The sequence below is a fragment of the Burkholderia sp. 9779_493 genome (assembly GCF_015712215.1).
Classification (GTDB): Bacteria; Pseudomonadota; Gammaproteobacteria; order Burkholderiales; family Burkholderiaceae; genus Burkholderia; species Burkholderia cenocepacia.
In genome coordinates this window covers 112439-128218 of sequence record NZ_JACCQA010000009.1, presented here as the reverse complement: position 1 = coordinate 128218, position 15780 = coordinate 112439, and the positions used below count along the sequence as shown (strand labels likewise).

The 15780-nt window shown below is 68.0% G+C and carries 15 protein-coding genes; 9 read left to right on the top strand and 6 right to left on the bottom strand.

Features of this window, described 5'->3' with window-relative positions; translation table 11 throughout:
* Positions 1-23: 23 nt before the first annotated feature.
* Positions 24-998, bottom strand: a complete 975-nt coding sequence (locus tag H0X95_RS11735; RefSeq protein ID WP_048989299.1) for a GlxA family transcriptional regulator — start codon at positions 996-998, stop codon at positions 24-26.
* Positions 999-1114: 116 nt separating this feature from the next.
* On the opposite strand from H0X95_RS11735, the gene H0X95_RS11730 reads away from it, so the two are divergent.
* On the top strand, positions 1115-1798 hold the full coding sequence (locus H0X95_RS11730) for a DJ-1/PfpI family protein (RefSeq protein WP_006483566.1): 684 nt from the start codon (positions 1115-1117) through the stop codon (positions 1796-1798).
* Positions 1799-1857: 59 nt separating this feature from the next.
* Complete coding sequence (locus H0X95_RS11725) at positions 1858-2169, top strand: cupin domain protein (protein ID WP_021033176.1); 312 nt, start codon at positions 1858-1860, stop codon at positions 2167-2169.
* A 37-nt stretch (positions 2170-2206) separates the two neighbouring features.
* On the opposite strand, the gene H0X95_RS11720 is transcribed toward H0X95_RS11725, so the two are convergent.
* Positions 2207-2491, bottom strand: coding sequence for a PAAR domain-containing protein (locus H0X95_RS11720; protein WP_006483555.1), 285 nt, complete (start codon positions 2489-2491; stop codon positions 2207-2209).
* Positions 2492-3054: 563 nt separating this feature from the next.
* Here H0X95_RS11720 and H0X95_RS11715 point away from each other — a divergent pair.
* Positions 3055-3942 (top strand): LysR family transcriptional regulator, encoded by an 888-nt coding sequence (locus H0X95_RS11715; RefSeq protein ID WP_034201402.1) that lies wholly within the window; start codon positions 3055-3057, stop codon positions 3940-3942.
* A gap of 246 nt (positions 3943-4188) precedes the next feature.
* Positions 4189-7296, top strand: a complete 3108-nt coding sequence (locus H0X95_RS11710; RefSeq protein ID WP_059720711.1) for a transglycosylase domain-containing protein — start codon at positions 4189-4191, stop codon at positions 7294-7296.
* 39 nt (positions 7297-7335) lie between these two features.
* On the opposite strand, the gene H0X95_RS11705 is transcribed toward H0X95_RS11710, so the two are convergent.
* Positions 7336-7683, bottom strand: a complete 348-nt coding sequence (locus tag H0X95_RS11705; RefSeq protein WP_196446049.1) for a GFA family protein — start codon at positions 7681-7683, stop codon at positions 7336-7338.
* 148 nt (positions 7684-7831) lie between these two features.
* Between H0X95_RS11705 and H0X95_RS11700 the strand changes: the two genes are divergently transcribed.
* Positions 7832-8077 carry a DUF1272 domain-containing protein gene (locus tag H0X95_RS11700; RefSeq protein WP_006483256.1) on the top strand — a complete coding sequence of 82 codons (246 nt, stop codon included), beginning with the start codon at positions 7832-7834 and terminating at the stop codon, positions 8075-8077.
* A 34-nt stretch (positions 8078-8111) separates the two neighbouring features.
* Here the strand turns inward: H0X95_RS11700 and H0X95_RS11695 are convergent, their stop codons facing one another.
* Positions 8112-8795 carry a FadR/GntR family transcriptional regulator gene (locus H0X95_RS11695; protein WP_034178258.1) on the bottom strand — a complete coding sequence of 228 codons (684 nt, stop codon included), beginning with the start codon at positions 8793-8795 and terminating at the stop codon, positions 8112-8114.
* Positions 8796-8933: 138 nt separating this feature from the next.
* Here H0X95_RS11695 and dgoD point away from each other — a divergent pair, with 138 nt between their 5' ends.
* Entirely contained in the window at positions 8934-10082 is a 1149-nt protein-coding gene (gene dgoD, locus H0X95_RS11690) for a galactonate dehydratase (protein ID WP_006483258.1), read from the top strand.
* A gap of 164 nt (positions 10083-10246) precedes the next feature.
* Here dgoD and H0X95_RS11685 read toward each other — a convergent pair whose 3' ends face one another.
* Positions 10247-11179, bottom strand: a complete 933-nt coding sequence (locus H0X95_RS11685; protein ID WP_059720733.1) for a CopD family protein — start codon at positions 11177-11179, stop codon at positions 10247-10249.
* Between the two features lie 375 nt (positions 11180-11554).
* Between H0X95_RS11685 and H0X95_RS11680 the strand changes: the two genes are divergently transcribed.
* From H0X95_RS11680 to H0X95_RS11670, 3 genes are all read left to right on the top strand, one after another.
* Entirely contained in the window at positions 11555-12319 is a 765-nt protein-coding gene (locus tag H0X95_RS11680; RefSeq protein ID WP_006483254.1) for a c-type cytochrome, read from the top strand.
* Between the two features lie 19 nt (positions 12320-12338).
* Entirely contained in the window at positions 12339-13637 is a 1299-nt protein-coding gene (locus H0X95_RS11675; RefSeq protein WP_006477897.1) for a c-type cytochrome, read from the top strand.
* A gap of 137 nt (positions 13638-13774) precedes the next feature.
* The gene (locus H0X95_RS11670; protein WP_034201401.1) at positions 13775-15223 is read left to right on the top strand and encodes a DEAD/DEAH box helicase; all 1449 of its coding nucleotides are present in this window, start codon (positions 13775-13777) and stop codon (positions 15221-15223) included.
* Here H0X95_RS11670 and H0X95_RS11665 read toward each other — a convergent pair.
* Entirely contained in the window at positions 15217-15723 is a 507-nt protein-coding gene (locus H0X95_RS11665) for a hypothetical protein (protein WP_059720712.1), read from the bottom strand. The two genes, H0X95_RS11670 and H0X95_RS11665, sit on opposite strands and share 7 nt — an antisense overlap.
* Positions 15724-15780: the final 57 nt, after the last annotated feature.

Below are 15780 nucleotides of genomic sequence, written 5' to 3'. Positions count from 1 at the left end.
CGAGCCCACTCATCCGTCGTACGTCACCGCACGAACCGCTCGCGATATCCCTGCGGCGACACGCCCAGCACGCGCACGAAACTGCGCCGCAGCGTCTCCTCGGAACCGAAGCCGCAACGCCCGGCGATCCGCTTGACGGGCCACGCCGTTTCGCCGAGCAGGCGTTGCGCGGCCTCGACACGGATCTGCTCGACCGCGCGCGCGGGCGTGCGGCCGGTTGCCGCGCGATAGTGGCGCACGAAACTGCGCTCGCTCATGCTCACGCGTTCGGCGAGCGCGGGCACCGACAGGTCGGCCGTCAGGTGCTCGGCCATCCATGCGTGCAGCTCGCCGAACCGGTCGGCGGTGCGCTGCATCGACAGCATCGTGCTGAACTGCGCCTGCCCGCCCGGACGCTTCAGGAACACGACGAGTTCGCGCGCGACGTCGAGCGCGGTCGCCCGCCCGAGATCCTCCTCGACCAGCGCGAGCGCGAGATCGATGCCGGCCGTCACACCGGCCGACGTCCACAGCGCGCCTTCGCGGATGAAGATCGGGTCCGGTTCGACGCGCACGTTCGGATAGCGCGCCGCGAATTCGTCGCAGCGCGCCCAGTGCGTGACCGCGCGCCGCCCGTCGAGCAGGCCGGCTTCGGCGAGCAGGAACGCACCGGTGCAGACCGACGCCACGCGCCGCGCGCGCCCGGCCTGCTGCCGCACCCAGCGCACCATCCGCGCGTCCTTCGACGCCGCATGCACGCCCTTGCCGCCGGCGACGATCAGCGTATCGGGATGGCGCGCGGCCGCGCGCAGCGACTCGGCCATCACGACGAGGCCCGACGACGTCTCGACCGGTCCCGCTTCGACGGCCACGACGCGCGGCGCATACGGCGCCGGCTGCCCGCGCTCCAGCGCGAGCTCGTTGACGGACGCGAATACCTGCAGCGGGCCCGTCACATCGAGCAGTTGCGCACGGGGAAACGCGAGGACCAGGATCGAGCGCGGGGCGGCGGCAGGCATGGCGATTGGCTGAAAACGTGGGGGATATGGCAATTTCGCCAAACACTACGCGCCTAGAATCGATCTGTCCATCCCGTGCCGAACGGCGCGCGTTCCCTTCCTCTCGGAGTCTTCGCATGACCCTGCATATCGGCCTTCTCGTCTTTCCGGGTGTCCAGCAACTCGACCTCACCGGCCCGCACGACGTGCTCGCGTCACTGCCGGACGCAGCCGTCCACCTGGTGTGGAAGTCGCGCGACGCGGTCGCGTCGAGCAGCGGCCTCGCGCTCGCACCGACCTGCACGTTCGACGACTGCCCGCCGCTCGACGTGATCTGCATCCCGGGCGGCATCGGCATCAACGAGCTGCTGCTCGATGCCGAAACGATCGCGTTCGTGCAGCAGCGCGCGGCCACCGCGCGCTACGTGACGTCGGTCTGCACGGGTTCGCTGTTGCTCGGCGTGGCCGGCCTGCTGCGCGGGCGGCGCGCGACGACGCACTGGGCCTTCCATGCGCTGCTCGAACCGCTCGGTGCGATACCCGTGCGCGAGCGCGTCGTGCGCGACGGCAACCTGGTCACGGGCGGCGGCGTGACGGCCGGCATCGACTTCGCGCTGACGATCGCCGCGGAGCTGGTCGGCGAAGAAGAAGCGCAGGCGATCCAGCTGCAACTCGAATATGCGCCGGCGCCGCCGTTCGACGCCGGCTCGCCCGACACCGCGCCGGCCGCGGTCGTGAAGCGCGTCACCGAACGTTCGGCCGCCGGCTTCGCGAAACGCAAGCAGATCGTCGAGCACGCGCTGCGCGCGACGCCGCGTTGAATGCGGATGTCGGAACAATCATGGGAAAGCAGCGCGCACGCGTGCGGGAGACCATCTCGATGAACATCATCCGGAGCGCCGCATTCACCGCGGACCGCGCGTGGGGCGCCCTCGACATCGCGAACCTGAACGGCATCACGGTCCGGCTGCACTGGACCGACCAGCCGTATCGCTGGCACGTGAACGACGGCGAGGAGGTATTCGCGGTGCTCGACGGCCGCGTCGAGATGCGCTACCGCGAGGCAGGCGTCGAGCATGCGACGGTGTTGGAGACGGGCGACGTCTTCCACGCGACGGTCGGCACCGAACACGTCGCGCATCCGCTCGGCAGCGCGCGCATCCTGGTGATCGAGACCGAAGGCAGCGTCTGACGGCGAGCCTCGGAGGCTCGACGCCGCGCGGTGGGCGTTACCCCGAGATCGTGCCGGTTGCCTGCGATGCGATCAGTTTCGGCAGCGGCGTGCACTGGCACTGACACAGGTCGTGCTCGAGCGCGACGACCTTGCCCATCACGGTCATCGTGCGCTCGCCGCCGTCCGACACGATCACGCCCGGCGACTTGCACGCCGCGCAGAACACGGCTGCACCGAGATACGCGAGTTCGCGCCCGTCGAACGACGAATTGGCGATCCCTTCGAGCACGACGCCGCCATGATCGGTCGTGTCGCCCTTCAGAATGAATTTGCGGCTCATGATGTCGGTTCTTCCCTCGGAAACGCCGCGCAACGCAACCGCGCACGGGTATCGTGATACTGCCCGTCGGTCGCGGGCGTCCCGCGAGCATATCACCGCTCGCCACGGCCGCGACGCAGGCCCTCCGCATCGGGCGGCCGTCGCAACACGCCTTCGCCGCACACGGCTATTCGGCGTCGCGGTGTGCTCACGCACCATGACGCGTCGAACCCGCCTGCCTGCGACGACCCGTTCCCCTGTTCCATCGGAGCCGTGCGCCGGCACGATCGCATGAAGTCGTCATGGCGATCAGGACACAGCTGGTTCGGCATCGCATTGCATCGATAATGTCTGATGCTTTAATGAAAAAAGTAGCCTATATTTTCGTACAAGTACTAAATACAAATACATCAAAAAGGCTTAATAGCAAGCCGATTCGAATCATTCATTCGACGCCCTTCCCACCTCAAAACCTACCATTCTCCGACCGTTCGCACACCCGATAAACACGCTATTCCATAATAAACATTCATTAAAACGGGGCGTTAAAATTCAGCAAATGCCTTCTGTTTATCGATAAGAAAATGGACGAACTCCTACCGATGCGACTATTCGTCAAGGTCGCCGAACTTCGTAGTTTCGCGCGCGCCGCCACGGAACTGAACATCTCCAATTCATCGGCCACCCGCCTCGTCATGAGCATCGAGGACCGGCTTGGCGCCCGCCTGCTGAATCGCACCACCCGCAGCCTGTCGCTGACCGACGCAGGCCACCTCTATCTGGCGCAGATCCGTCACGTGATCGACGAAATCGACCGGGTCGAGGAAACGATCGCGTCGATGCATCACGAACCGATCGGATCGCTGAAAATCGCCGCGCCGGTCATGTTCGGCATGCACGTGCTCGCGCCGGCCATCGACGCGTTCAAGATGCGCCACCCGGCCATCGTGCCGGAGGTCACGATCGTCGATCGTCACGTCGACCTCGTGTCGGAGGGCTTCGACGTCGGGCTGCTGCTGTCCCAGCACATCAGCAACAACACGCTGGTGAAGCGCCCGCTCACGCGGCTCAAGCAGATCGTCTGCGCCGCACCGCACTATGTCGACCGGCATGGCGCGCCCGCGCATCCGCACGACCTCGCGTCGCACGCGTGCCTGTCGTTCCATGCCGACTTCATGGGCGAATACCTGTCGTTCGATCACGACCAGACGCGCATCACCGTGCGCCCGAACAAGTCCGCGTCGTCGAACAACGTCGGGCTGATCCGCAACTGGGCGCTGTCCGGCATGGGCATCGCGGTCCTGCCGGACTTCCTCGTCCAGTCGGATCTCGACGACGGCCAACTGCTCGCGCTGCTGCCCGGCTATCGGCTCGAGACGCTCGAGATGAACGTCGCATACCCGAGCCGCCGTCACTTTCCGCGCAAGGCCCGGCTTTTCGTCGATCACCTGATCGACCATTTCGTCGGTTGAATGAAGGGTGGCATCGCACACCATTTTTCACACCGATTCGCCGCCGCCCGCGCGGCCCTCGCCTGGTCGCGGCGGCGCGCCGGCAGGCGCCCCGACGGCCCGCGAGCCGCCGCGCGGCTCGCGTGGGCACGCCTGTTGCGCCGGCGCATCTCGGTAGTCAACCGCCCTTGGCAGCCCGCCGCGGAGGACTACACTAATCCTTAATGGGGTGCGGCCGGATAACCGCGCCCTCAGGGAGACGCCGCCATGAATCGGCCGCTGAATCGTATCCTGCCGCGCGTGACCGGTCCCGCCTCGGTGTGGACGTGGGTCAAGTGGTCCTTGCTCGCCGCACTGTTGATCGCGGTCGCGATCGTCGCACGGCTCGTGCAGACCGAGATCGAAACGTCCCGGTTGCAGGCGCACTACCTGTCCGAGCTCACCCGCGACGTCGGCTACACGGTCGAGGCGGGGCCGAGCGATCACATCCGCTTCCCGGCAAACGGCCCGTACGACCAGCGCTTCGGCTACGCGATGATTCCCGCGTTCCAGCAGCGGCTGCTCGCACGCGGCTTCGTCGTCAGCGAGCAGGCGCGCGATTCGCAGCGGATGCTGTCGCTCGGCGAGCGCGGGCTGTTCCTCCCTTACGAAGAGAAAGACCAGACGGGCCTGATGCTGTTCGATTCGACCGGCTCGCCGCTGTTCGCGACCGTGTTTCCGCAGCGCGTCTATGCCGATTTCGACACGGTGCCGCGCGTGATCACCGATTCGCTGCTGTTCATCGAGGATCGCTACCTGCTCGATGCGAACGAGCCGAACCGCAACCCGGCGATCGACTGGGGACGCTTCAGCCGCGCGCTCGCCGACCAGGCGCTGCACGTCGTCAACCGCCACCAGGCGCGCCCGGGCGGCAGCACGCTCGCGACGCAGATCGAGAAGTTCCGCCATTCGCCCGAGGGCCGCACCGCGACGCCGCCCGAAAAGCTGCGGCAGATCGCCTCCGCGTCGGTGCGCGCCTACCTGAACGGTCCGCAGACGATGCTCGCGCGCCGCACGATCGTCGTGCGCTACCTGAACTCGGTGCCGCTCGCCGCGCGGCCGCACGTGGGCGAAATCACCGGCATCGGCGACGGTCTCGCCGCGTGGTACGGCCGCGACTTCAACGACGTGAATCGCGTACTGTCCGCGCCGACGACCGGCGACAACGTCGATCAGCAGGGCAAGACGTTCCGCGAGGTGTTGTCGCTGCTGATCGCGCAGCGCGCGCCGTCGTACTTCCTGAACCGCGGCTATCCGGCATTGCAGAAGCTGACCGACAGCTACCTGCGGCTGCTGTCGAACGGCGGCGTGATCTCGCCCGCGCTGCGCGATGCCGCGCTCGCCGCGCAGATCGAACGCAGCGCGCCGCCGGCCGCCGCGCGCGTGCAGTCGTTCGTGTCGCGCAAGGCCGTCACGTCCGCGCGCGCGTCGCTGCTGTCGGCGCTCGGCATCAGCGACCTGTACCAGCTCGACCAGCTCGATCTCCAGGCGACCAGCACGCTCGACAACGGCGTGCAGCAGGCGGTCGCCGAGCGGCTCGCGCAAGCGTCGACACGTGAAGGCGCACAGGCCGCCGGCCTGTACGGTTTCGAAATGCTCGCGCCGAAGGACGACCCGTCGCACCTCACGTACAGCTTCACGCTCTACGAACACCGCAACGGCGCGAACCTGCTGCGCGTGCAGACCGACAGCGTGAACCAGCCGTTCGACGTGAATCGCGGCGGCCGCATCAATCTCGGCTCGACCGCGAAGCTGCGCACGCTGATCACGTACCTGCAGATCGTCTCCGACCTGCATGCGCGCTACGCGAACCTGTCGAAAGCGGAGCTCGCGCGCGTGAAGCCCGATCCGATCGACGGGCTGTCGCGCTGGGCGCTCGACTATCTGTCGCATACGCGCGACCGCTCGCTGCAGGCGATGCTCGACGCCTCCGTCGAACGCAAGTATTCGGCGAGCCCGGACGTGTTCTACACGGGCGGCGGCGCGCAGGTGTTCTCCAACTTCGAGAAGTCGGACAACGGCCGCATCATGACGCTGCACGCGGCATTCGAGCATTCGGTGAACCTGGTGTTCGTGCGGCTGATGCGCGACATCGTCCACTACGAGACGCTGCAGGCGGCCGGGCCGTCGTCGTCGTGGCTCAACGATCCCGCGCAGCGCCAGCACTACCTGCAGCAATTCGTCGACGGCGAAAGCCAGGTCTACGTGAAGCGCTACTACACGCGCTATGCGGGCAAGGCGCCCGACGACGCACTCGCGCTGATGCTGCGCGACGTCCGCAAGTCGCCGCCGAAGCTCGCGACGGTGCTGCGCAGCGTCGCGCCGAACGAATCGCCCGCATGGTTCAATGCGCAGATGCGTGCGCAACTGAAGGGCACGCCGGCCGCGACGCTGTCCGACGACGATCTCGCCGCGCTCTACGCGAAATACGCGATCGACCGCTTCAATCTCAACGATCGCGGCTATATCGCGAGCGTCCATCCGCTCGCGCTGTGGACACTCAACTACCTGCGCGCGCATCCGGGCGCATCGCTCGCCGAGGTTCAGCGCGACAGCCGCGATGCGCGTTTCTACACGTATTCGTGGCTGTACAAGACCCGCTACCACGCGACGCAGGACCGGCGCATCCGCCGCATGGTCGAGCTGCGTGCGTACGCGGAGATCACGAAGTCGTGGCGCGCGCTCGGCTATCCGTTCGCGGAAGTGACGCCGTCGTATGCAGCCGCGATCGGCGCATCGGGCGACCAGCCCGACGCGCTCGCGAAACTGATCGGCCTGATCGCCAACGGCGGCCAGAAGGCGCCGACCGAAACGATCACGCGGCTCGATTTCGCGAAGGGCACGCCGTACGAAACGCGCTTCGTGCGCGCGGCCGCGCAGCCGCAGCCGATGCTGGCGCCGGAGATCGTCAACGTGACGCACACGCTGCTGCGCGACGTCGTGCTCAACGGCACCGCGCGCCGCCTCGCAGGCGGGCTCACGCTGCCGGACGGCAAGACGCTCGACGTGTACGGCAAGACGGGGACGGGCGACCAGCGCTTCAACGTCTATGCGCGCGGCGCGCGGCTGATCGAGTCGCGCAAGGTCAATCGCAGCGGCACCTTCGTGTTCGCACTCGGCGACCGGTTCTTCGGCGTGCTGACGGCGACCGCGCATGAGCCGTATGCGGCGCGCTACGACTTCACGAGCGCGATGGCCGTGCAGTTGCTGAAGTCGATGGCGCCGGCGCTCGCGCCGCTGATCGAACGCCCGGCCAGCGCCGGCACGCGCACCGCCGGACCGGCGCCGCAAGCGGAAACGCCCGCGCCGAACGCGGCGGCCGTGCAACCGTCGTGACGCGATCGCGGCCCGCAGGCGCCCGCGCCGATGCGCCGCTCAGAGCGAGCGGCCGTCGTAGTGCGTGACGGGCAGCGCGTCGAGGTCGACGCCTTCCAGGCAGCGCACGTTGATCGCGGCCATCGCGGTGCCGTCCGGATGGACGCCTTCGCCGCACGCATGAATCCCGCAGCGCTTGCAGAAGCGATGCTGGATCACGTGCTTGTTGAACATGTAGGTCGCGAGATGCTCGTCGGGCGTCAGCAGCTTCATGTGATCGCGCGGCACGAACCACATCAGCGCGCCCTTGCGCTGGCAGATCGAGCAGTTGCACGCCATCACGCCCTGCAGGTCACCTTCCGCCTCGAACGTCACGTCTCCGCAATGACAGCTTCCGCGATAAAGCATGGTCGTCTCCCGGTGCAGCCCGTGCGCATCGCCGGCGCCCGGGCGGGACACCGTTGGCCGGGCCGATCCAAGCGCGTACAGTAGCGCTCGCATGCGCCGCACGCAATGCCCGGGCGGCGCCCATCCCTCACCGACCCAGGAGACCGTCATGCTCGAACTGCGCCCCGGCTGCGAATGCTGCGACAAGGACCTGCCGCCCGATTCGGCGGAAGCGCGCATTTGCACATTCGAATGTACGTTTTGCGCGACCTGCGCGGACGACGTGCTGAAGGGCCGCTGCCCGAACTGCGGCGGCGACCTGGTCGCCCGCCCGCGGCGGCCGGCGAGCCTCCTCGCGAAGTACCCGCCGTCGACGGAACGCATCCACAAGCCGGGCGGTTGCGCGAACGCCTGACGGCACGCCGCCGGCGCCGCCCGCCTCGCGTCCGTCACGACATCTCGATCCGCGCGCGCGTCACCGCGAGCAGCATCGCCATCGCGTGGCGCGCGCCGTCCTCGTCGCGCACGCGGATCGCGTCGCTGACGGCCGTGTGCTCGGCAAGCGACGCGTTGTACACCTCGGCCCGGCGCGCGTTCAGCTGCAGTTGCGCCTCGAGCGTGCGATCGATCAGCGCGCCGAGCGGCACCAGCAGCTCGTTGCCGCCGGCCTCCAGCACGCTCAGGTGAAAGCGCAGGTCGGCGCGCACCCATTCGTCGACGTTGCGCGCGGCGGCCATCGCCCGCACCGCGTCGTCGATCGCGTCGAACGCTTCGGGCGTATGGGTGCGCGCGGCCAGCGCGGCCGCGTGCGGCTCGATCATCTCGCGCATCTCCTGCAGCTTCAGCGCGAACGCGAGCGGCGGCGCGACGCGCGCATACCAGTCGAGCAGGTCGGCATCGAGCAGGTTCCACGCACGACGCGGCCGCACGCGCGTGCCGACCTTCGGCCGCGATTCGACCAGCCCCTTCGACGTCAACGTGCGCAGCGCCTCGCGCATCACCGTGCGGCTCACGCCGTACATCTCCATCAGGTCGGGTTCCCTCGGCAGCAGCGATTCGGGCGGATAGTCGCCGCGCAGGATCGCCGTCGCGAGCCGGAAGGCCGTCTGTCCATGCAGGTCGCGTTGAATGATCGTTCTCCGTCGGGCGGGCTGCCCACTATCTGCACATTAATGCTATTAATACTATTTTTTATTCGACTACGCTAGGATAACCGCGAAAGCACGGATCGTGCGCCCCGGCCGCGCCGGTCAATCATGGAGACTCGCGTCATGAAAATCACCCGCCTTGAAACTTTCGTCGTTCCGCCCCGCTGGCTGTTCCTCAAGATCGAAACCGACGAGGGCATCATCGGCTGGGGCGAGCCGGTCGTCGAAGGCCGCGCGCACACCGTCGAGGCCGCCGTGCAGGAACTGGCCGACTACCTCGTCGGCCGCGACCCGCTGTTGATCGAGGATCACTGGCAGGTGATGTACCGCGCGGGCTTCTACCGCGGCGGCCCGATCATGATGAGCGCGATCGCGGGCGTCGACCAGGCGCTGTGGGACATCAAGGGCAAGCATCACGGCGTGCCCGTGCACGCGCTGCTGGGCGGCCAGGTGCGCGACCGCATCAAGGTGTATTCGTGGATCGGCGGCGACCGCCCGAGCGACGTCGCGAACAATGCGCGCGCGGTCGTCGAGCGCGGCTTCAAGGCCGTGAAGATGAACGGCTCCGAAGAGCTGCAGATCGTCGACACCTACGACAAGGTCGAGCAGGTGATCGCGAACGTCGCGGCGGTGCGCGACGCGGTCGGCCCGCACGTCGGGATCGGCGTCGACTTCCACGGCCGCGTGCACAAGCCGATGGCGAAGGTGCTCGCGAAGGAACTCGACCCGTACAAGCTGATGTTCATCGAGGAGCCGGTGCTGTCGGAGAACGCCGAAGCGCTGCGCGACATCGTCAACCAGACCAACACGCCGATCGCGCTCGGCGAACGGCTGTACTCGCGCTGGGACTTCAAGCACATCCTCGCGGGCGGCTACGTCGACATCATCCAGCCGGACGCGTCGCACGCGGGCGGCATCACCGAGTGCCGCAAGATCGCGACGCTCGCGGAAAGCTACGACGTCGCACTCGCACTGCACTGCCCGCTCGGGCCGATCGCGCTCGCCGCGTGCCTGCAGCTCGACGCGGTCAGCTACAACGCATTCATCCAGGAACAGAGCCTCGGCATCCACTACAACCAGGGCAACGACCTGCTCGACTACCTGCGCAACCCTGAAGTGTTCCGCTACGAGGACGGCTTCGTCGCGATCCCGCAGGGCCCGGGGCTCGGCATCGACGTGAACGAGGAGAAGGTGCGCGAGATGGCGAAGACCGGCCATCGCTGGCGCAACCCGGTGTGGCGCCACGCGGACGGCAGCGTCGCCGAATGGTGATGAACGCGTGAGATGACGAAGCCGGGTGGCGCGGCACGCGCGCCGCGCCACACGTTCGACACGGCCGCCCCGACCAGGCGGCCGTTCTTGCATCCGCGCCACGCCCGCCGCGCGCCGGCATCTCGCGTCGGGCCGCGCCGTTCGGTCGTCAGCCCGTTCGGTCGTCAGCCGAGCGCCGCGAACCCCGGCACGCTGAACGACAGCACGGCCGCCGCGACGAACACGCCGATCATCGTCATCCCTTCGAGATGCAGGATGTTGCGGAACGTGTGCGCGTCCTCGGTCGACGCGGTGCGGCGCAGACGCGGCAGCGCCGAGAAGCGGTTGAGCCCGCCGAGCACCAGCGCGAGCGCGACGAGCAGCAGCTTCAGCAGCAACACGCGTCCCCACGTGCTGCCGTCGAGCGGCGCGAGCGAGCCGCCGAGCCCGCGGATCGCGTTGAGCACGCCCGTCCCGAGCACGAAGACCACCGCGACGATCGACGTGCGCGACAGGTGCTGGCCGATGCGGATCAGCGCGCCGCGCGCGACCGACGACCCGAGCGCCGGCAGCACCGCGAGCCCGCCCGCGAGCACGAGGCCGCCCCAGACGGCGGTGGCCAGCAGGTGCAGCGTCTGCACGCCGACCGCCGCGGACACCACGCCGCTGTCGGCCGCATGGCCGAGCGACGCCTTGCCGGCCGCGACCACGATCACCGCGAGCCACAGCACCGCATGCGCGAGCGGGCCATCCGGCTTCGCGAGCGCGACGATCGCGAGCACCACCGCGCCGGCGAACGCGACGCTCCACGCGAAGCCCGTGTGCGTCTGCATCAGCATGACGGGGATCGCGGCGAACGCGCCGCCGAGCCCCGCGCCGCTCATCGTCGCGGCCTCGTAGACGAGCCAACCGAGATCGGCGAGCACCAGCGCCAGCGCCGCCGCGACCAGCGAATGTTGCGCGCGCAGCCATGCGGGGTGCGACGGCGCGACGACCGGCCGCGCGCCGTCCTTGCCGAGCCACGCCTTGAGCAGCGCCGAGCCGACCGCCATCGCGAACGCCGCATCCATCAGCGCCGCGAGCGCGACCTGGCCGATCCACAAGCTGTCGAACTTCATCGCGCGCACCCTCCCGCAAGCGGCAGGCCGGCAATGCGGCGGCAACGGGACGGACAGCGTGAGGCAGGCAACGGCACGGTAAAAAACGTCATCGATGAATCCGGAAACGGGAGAAATGACTGGACCTGCGGCGCAGGCGCCGCGCGACCCGCGAGTGTACGGTCTTCGATGGTGAAAACGCACGCCGGTTCACACGGCCCCACCGCAATGCGCGTCAAATTGTCGCAAGTCGCAAACAGACAGGAACCGATGTCCTTTCGTCAAATAGCCGTCATTACCCATCGATGATAGAATGCCGCGTCGCAGCAGCCCGGCTGTCCTGCCGTCCATGCGCCGAGCCGATCGTAGCCCGGACAAGGTCCCCGACGAATAAACATGGAGTCTCGTGTGTCTTCAAGACGCCTCTTCCGTCCGCTGCTCGCCGTTCTGATGATCGGCGGCGCGGGCCTTATGAGCGCTGCCCAAGCGCAGACCAAGCCCACGGAGCAAGCGCACGCCCAGCAGGCGCCGCTCAAGGCACCCGATACCATGGCCGAGCGCGTGCGCGGCTGTACCGCATGCCACGGCGTCCACGGCCAGGGCACGGACAACGACTATTTCCCGCGTCTTGCCGGCAAGCCGGCCGAGTACCTGTACAACCAGCTCGTCAATTTCCGCGACGGCCGGCGCAAGTACCCGCCGATGAACTACCTGCTGACGTACCTGAGCGACGACTACCTGCGCGAAATCGCCGAGCATTTCTCGGCCGAACGTCCGCCGTACCCGACGCCGGCGAAGCCGACGCTGCCGGCCGCGACGCTCGCACGCGGCAAGCAGCTCGTCACGCAGGGCGACCCGTCCCGCAAGCTGCCGGCTTGCGTAGCCTGCCACGGCGCAGGGCTGACCGGCATGCAGCCGGCGATCCCGGGCCTCGTCGGCCTGCACGCCGATTACCTGAGCGCGCAGCTCGGCGCATGGCGCTCGGGCAACCGCCACGCGAAGGCACCCGATTGCATGCACGACATCGCTGCGAAGCTCTCCGACGAAGACGTGACGGCCGTGACCGCATGGCTCGCCGCGCAACCGGCGCCCGCCAACCCCGTGCCGGCCCCGGCGCGTTCGATGAAGACTCCGCTCGCCTGCGGCAGCGAACCGCAATAAGGCAAGGGAGACAGACACAATGAAACGCAAGTCCCTGTTTGCACTCTCGGCCGTCGCGATCGTCGCGGCTGCCGCCCTCGTGCCGGTCCTGTGGCCGGGCAACGACACGCTGCACGGCGCTGCCGCCGTCGCCGCCACGCCGGCCGACCAGGCCGCGCTGATCAAGAAGGGCGAATACCTCGCGCGCGTCGGCGACTGTATCGCGTGCCACACCGTGCGCGGCGGCAAGTCGTTCGCGGGCGGCCTGCCGATGGCGACGCCGTTCGGCACGATGTACACGCCGAACATCACGCCGGACGACCAGAACGGTATCGGCAAGTGGACGTCGGACGACTTCTACCGCGCGATGCACACGGGCCGCTCGAAGGACGGCAGCCTGCTGTACCCGGGCTTCCCGTTCGCGAGCTACACGAAGGTCACGCGCGCCGATTCGGACGCGATCTACGCGTACCTGCGTTCGGTCCCGCCGGTGTCGGTGCCGAGCCGTCCGCACGAACTGAAGTTCCCGTTCAACAACCGCAACCTGCTGATCGGCTGGCGCACGCTGTTCTTCAAGGAAGGCGAATACAAGCCGGACCCGACGAAGTCGGTCGAATGGAACCGCGGCGCGTATCTCGTCGAAGGCCTCGGCCATTGCTCGATGTGCCACACGTCGATCAACATGATGGGCGGCCCGGTGAGCTCGTCGGCGTTCGCCGGCGGCCTGATCCCGCTGCAGAACTGGTATGCGCCGTCGCTGACGAACGACAAGGAACTCGGCCTCGGCGACTGGCACGTGCAGGAGCTGTCCGACCTGCTGCAGGCCGGCGTGTCGCAGAAGGGTGCGGTATTCGGCCCGATGGCGGACGTGGTCCACAACAGCCTGCAGTACATGACCGACGAAGATACGCGCGCGATGTCGACGTACCTGAAGTCGATCCCGCAGAAGGCTGAAGCGCCGAAGAACATGCAGTACGAGCCGTCGAAGCAGTTCGGCAACGCGCTGTTCGACCAGGGCAAGAAGATCTACGCGGACAACTGCGCGACCTGCCACGCCGAAACCGGCGCCGGCAAGCCGCCGGCCTATCCGCCGCTCGCGGGCAACCACTCGATCATGATGGAATCGGCCGTCAACCCGATCCGCATGGTGCTGAATGGCGGCTATCCGCCGAGCACGTTCAAGAATCCGCGTCCGTACGGGATGCCGCCGTTCGCACAGTCGCTGTCGAACCAGGAAGTCGCGGCGGTCGTCACGTATATCCGGATGTCTTGGGGTAACAACGGTACGCCGATCTCGCCGCAACAGGTGAGCGACCTGCGTTCCGCGCCGCTCGACTAAGAAGCGGCTCACACAAACGGGGCGCGGCTGCGGGAAACCGCGGCCGCGCCCTTTTGCTTTTTGGCTGTTTTGCGATGCAGGTTTGCCGCGCGGGCCGCGCGACGCATCGCCGATCATAAAACTCAAGAGTGGTATCTATGTCTTTCGAATCTCTCGGCCTGGCCGAACCGCTGGTCAAGGCGGTCAACGAACTCGGCTACACGTCGCCGACCCCGATCCAGCAGCAGGCGATCCCGGCCGTCCTCGGCGGCGGCGACCTGCTCGCCGGCGCACAGACCGGCACCGGCAAGACCGCCGGCTTCACGCTGCCGATCCTGCAACGCCTGCACACGTTCTACGCCGAGCACCGTGGCGCGAAGCGCGCGGTGCGCGCGCTGATCCTCACGCCGACGCGCGAACTCGCCGCCCAGGTCGAGGAAAGCGTCCGTGCGTACAGCAAGTACCTGAAGCTGCGCTCGACCGTGATGTTCGGCGGCGTCAGCATCAATCCGCAGATCGATGCGCTCAAGCGCGGCGTCGACATCGTCGTCGCGACGCCGGGCCGCCTGCTCGATCACATGCAGCAGAAGACCATCGACTTGTCGGATCTCGACATCCTCGTGCTCGACGAAGCCGACCGGATGCTCGACATGGGCTTCATCCACGACATCAAGCGCGTGCTCGCGAAGCTGCCGCCGCAGCGTCAGAACCTGCTGTTCTCGGCCACCTTCTCCGATGAAATCAAGGCGCTCGCCGACAGCCTGCTCGACTCGCCCGCCCTGATCGAAGTCGCGCGCCGCAACACGACCGCCGAGAGCGTCGCGCAGAAGATCCACCCGGTCGATCGCGACCGCAAGCGCGAGCTGCTCACGCACCTGATCCGCGAACACAACTGGTTCCAGGTGCTCGTGTTCACGCGCACCAAGCACGGCGCGAACCGGCTTGCCGAGCAGCTGACGAAGGACGGCATCAGCGCGATGGCGATCCACGGCAACAAGAGCCAGTCGGCCCGCACGCGCGCGCTGGCCGAGTTCAAGAACAGCACGCTGCAGGTGCTCGTCGCGACCGATATCGCCGCGCGCGGGATCGACATCGACCAGTTGCCGCACGTCGTCAACTTCGACCTGCCGAACGTGCCCGAGGATTACGTGCACCGGATCGGCCGCACGGGCCGCGCGGGTGCGACCGGCGAAGCCGTGTCGCTCGTGTGCGTCGACGAGAAGCAGTTGCTGCGCGACATCGAGCGGCTGATCAAGCGCGAGATCCCGCAGGAAGTGATCGCGGGCTTCGAACCCGATCCGAACGCGAAGCCGGAGCCGATCCAGCAGCGCCGCGGGCAGCAGCAACCGCGTGGCGGTGGCGGCGGCGGCAATCGCCAGCCGCGCGCCGGCGGCTCAGGCCAGCCGGCCGCAAAACGCGACGGCCACGCGCAACCGAAGGCCGCGCAGCAGAAGGCCGCGAAGCCGCGCACGCAAGGCGGTGCCGGCGCCGGTGGTAACGGCGGCGGACGTCCGGCGGGCGGCGGCAACGGCGCCCGCCCGGCGAACGGCAACGCCGCGCACGCGAACCGCAACCGTTCGTCGCGCAGCGGCCAGCGCGGTCACTGAAGCCGCGCGGCCGCGCGCCGCAGGTGCTCGACCTGGCGTTGCCAGCGTGCGAGCACCGCGGCGCGCTCCCCTTCCAGCGTGAACGTGACGCCTGTCGCGAGACGCGCATAGCCGACCCGCTGCGCATCGCCGTGCGCGATCGTCGCAGCGAATCCGGCCAGTCCGCCGAAGTCTCCTTCGAGGGGCGCCATCTCCAGTTGCGCCTGAAAGAACGCACCGTCCGCGACGAGCGTCAACGCGGCCGTGCGCCGCTGCGCGATCGCGCGCGCCGCCCGCGACTGCGGCCAGAGCGCGATCAGCAGCGTGCGCGCATCGTGTGCATAGATCTCGCCGACGCCGAGCAGCGTCGTGCGCAACTGGCCGTCGTCGGTCGCGACGATCAACGATGCGGCCATGTCGGCATGACGCTCGAGTGCGGTGCCGTCGAACCGCGACACGACGGTGGGCGGCCACGCGTCGAACGTCCATTGTTCGAGCGCGTGGCGATGGGTATCGGTCATGATGGCGTGGCCCCGGTGCGGATCGGATGAGGATGCGCCAGCATACGCGCGGCGGGC